This is a genomic window from Pseudomonas sp., from assembly GCF_049645325.1.
In the GTDB taxonomy this organism is placed as follows: domain Bacteria; phylum Pseudomonadota; class Gammaproteobacteria; order Pseudomonadales; family Pseudomonadaceae; genus Aquipseudomonas.
In genome coordinates, this window is sequence record NZ_JBARTQ010000286.1 from 1 (window position 1) to 3090 (window position 3090).

Consider the following 3090-nt stretch of genomic DNA (forward strand, 5'->3'; position numbering starts at 1 on the left):
GCCCCATCCAGCACACCGCATGACTGTCAGACACTACACGGCGGCTAATTTTAGGGCCGCTTCGCGCCCCAGCGCGGGGCAAGCCCGCTCACCACAACACAAACAGCCCTATCACCTGTGATCTTCAGTGTTCTTAAAGGCCGGTGATCAGGTGTACCACTCCCCCTGCCAACACCATCACACCCGGCACACCCGCCGCTTTGAGTGCCGCAGAATCCAGCCGCGCCGCATCCTGCAACTGCACCCGCACCCGCGTCAGCGCCACGCGTTGCTGTGAAGTGAGGTTATCCGCGCCACCCAGTGCACTCAGCACCTCAGCCGACAACAGGCTCGGCGCTGGCGCCACCACTGTCTCGGCGACCAAATCCGGGGTCAGGGCTTTCCAGAACGCCCGCTGCAATTTCTCGAACATGCTCAGTTCTCCACAACAGGTGAGATTTCAACAGTGGCCGCGTGGTACTGGCGCAAGGTCTCGCGCACTTGGGCGGCTTCTTCCAGGCCCAGTACCTGGCGGGCGATGCTCTGGCAGTCGGCCAGGTCCAGTTCGCGCACGGTGGCCTTGATGGTCGGGATCAACGGCACGCTGACCGACAACTCATCCACGCCCAATCCGATCAACACCGGCACCGCCAGCGCTTCGGACGCCAACGCGCCACACACGCCGACCCACTTGCCATGGGCATGGGCGGCCTTGACGGTAGTGGCGATCAGGCGCAGCACCGCCGGGTGAAAGCTGTCGGCCTGGCTGGCCAGGCGTGGGTGGTCGCGGTCCATGGCCAGGGTGTATTGGGTCAGGTCGTTGGTGCCGATGGAGAAGAAATCCACGTGGGGCGCGAAGACGTCCGCCATCAATGCCGCGGATGGCACTTCGATCATGATCCCCAGCTTTGGCAGCTCGGTAAGCCCTAACGCCAGTGCTTCCTCTTCCAGAATCTGCCGCGCCAGGTGCAGCTCCGACAGCAGGCTGACCATCGGCAACATGATGTGCAGCCGCGCAAAACCGGCGCTGGCGAGAATGGCGCGGAACTGTTCGCGCAATAACTCAGGGCGCTCCAGGCACAGGCGAATGCCGCGCAAGCCGAGGAATGGGTTGGTCTCGGCCTCCATCGGCACATAGGCCAGCGGCTTGTCGCCACCGACGTCGAGGGTGCGCACCACGAGGTTGCGCTCCGTGCCAAGCGCGCGGGCGATGGCGGAGTAGGTGCCGGCCTGCTCCTCGGGGCTGGGCGCGCGATTGCGGTCCAGGTAGAGGAATTCGGAGCGCAGCAGGCCGACGCCTTCGCCACCGAGGGTCAGGGACTGCTCCACTTCCTGCAATGAGGCGACGTTGGCGGTGACTTCAACGTGATGGCCGTCACGGGTAATGGCGGGCAAGGATGCCTGCGCGACTTCGCGCTGACGTCGCAGAACCTGCTGCTGGCGCGTAGCCTCCAATTGCTGGATTTCAGCCAGGTCCGGCTCCAGGTGCAGCTCGCCTTTGTCGGCATCGAGTAGCACCTGTTTGCCGTTGGCCAAACCCAGCACCTGCGCCGGCACACCACAGATAGCCGGCAGGCCGAGTGCACGGGCGAGGATCGCGACGTGGCTGGTCGCGCCGCCGCCGACAGTGACAAACCCGAGCACCTTGCGCGTATCCAGGCTGGCGGTTTGCGAAGGCGTCAGTTGCTCAGCGATCAGGATCGCGCGCTCAGGCAAATCCCAGGCGCGGTCTTGAACTCCAAGGATCAGCTTCAGCACCCGCTGGCCCACATCGGCCAAGTCTGCCGCGCGCTCGGCGAGCAATGCATTGCCCAACGCCTGGAATTGCCGGGCGGTCGCCACCGTGGTGCTGTTCCAGGCAAACGCGGCGCTTTTGCCTTCGGCCAGCAGGCCGTGGGCGTGTTCGAGCAAGGTCGGGTCTTCGAGCAGTTCCTGATGGGCGCGGAAAATCTCGGCCTGGGCACTGCCAGCCGCCTTGGCTTGCAGGGCTTGCAGCGCCTCGGTTGCCGCCTGCAGCCCACGCTGCAGGGCAGCGCGTTCAGCGGTTTCGCCCAGGCCTTTTTCAGTGATCGCAAGTTCAGGCTCAGCCACTTGAACCACCTGACCAAACGCCGAACCGGGCGAGGCGCACACGCCGCGCAGCAGGGTCGCCGACGACAGCGGCGCGACCGCTTCAACCACCTCTGGCACTACCGCCACCGTCTCGCCGCAGCCGTCGGCCAACAACGCAACCAGGGCCGTGATCGCCACGTCAGCATCGTCACCCGCGGCGCTCACTTGCAAGGTATCGCCCTGCACGGTTTGCAACGCCATGATTGCCACCAGCGATTTCGCGTTGGCGCTCTGGGTTTGTTTGTGCAGGTAAATGCTCGCGTTGAAACCCTTCGCCGCCTGGGCAAACACCGCCGCCGGGCGGGCGTGCAAGCCGTTGGCATTGGGCAAGGTCAACGGCTTGGAGAACAGCGCGTCGCCCTCCTCCTCAATCACCGCTTCAACGGCCTCACCTGGGGATAACTGCAACAGTGGCTGACCCAGCTCCACAACGCCGTTGGCCAGCACGGTAAACGGCTGGCCGCTGACCACCAGCATCAAGGTCAGCAAACTGCGCGCATGGAGCGCCACATAGTCGGCATCGAACTCAATCAGCGGCTGCCCGGCTTCGACGCGCTGGCCTTCCTGCACCCACCGCGTGAAGCCCTGGCCTGCCAGGTTTACAGTGTCCAGGCCGATGTGCAGCAGCACCTGAACGCCGTTGTCGTCGGTGATGCTGACCGCATGACCACTGTCCTGAATATTGCTGATTACCCCGGCCAGTGGTGCGCAGAGGGTCTGCGAGATCGGGTCGATGCACAGGCCGTCGCCGATCAGACGGCTGGCGAACACCGGGTCGGGCACCTGATCCAGTGCCAGCAGCACCCCGGACAGGGGCGCCAGCAGTTCCAGGGGTTGCGTTGTGGTCATGACTTCACCTGCTGTTTTGTTCTGTAAAAATCATAGGGTGGATGTGAGTCCTGGGATGACGAAGATCAAATGTGGGAGCGGGCTTGCTCGCGAATGTGGTGTATCAGGCGACATATGTATTGGATGACCCACCGCTTTCGCGAGCAAGCC

At 64.0% G+C, this 3090-nt stretch carries 2 protein-coding genes; both read right to left on the reverse strand.

What is annotated here, in order from left to right:
- Positions 1-133: 133 nt before the first annotated feature.
- The gene (locus WBB95_RS12835) at positions 134-412 is read right to left on the reverse strand and encodes a PTS transporter subunit EIIB (RefSeq protein ID WP_424487915.1); all 279 of its coding nucleotides are present in this window, start codon (positions 410-412) and stop codon (positions 134-136) included.
- A 2-nt stretch (positions 413-414) separates the two neighbouring features.
- Entirely contained in the window at positions 415-2940 is a 2526-nt protein-coding gene (gene ptsP, locus WBB95_RS12840) for a phosphoenolpyruvate--protein phosphotransferase (protein WP_424487916.1), read from the reverse strand.
- Positions 2941-3090: the final 150 nt, after the last annotated feature.

Coding starts and splice junctions, on each gene's coding strand:
- WBB95_RS12835 (WP_424487915.1), bottom strand. CDS start 412: ATGTTCGAGAAATTGCAGCGGGCGTTCTGGAAAGCCCTGACCCCGGAT.
- ptsP (WP_424487916.1), bottom strand. CDS start 2,940: ATGACCACAACGCAACCCCTGGAACTGCTGGCGCCCCTGTCCGGGGTG.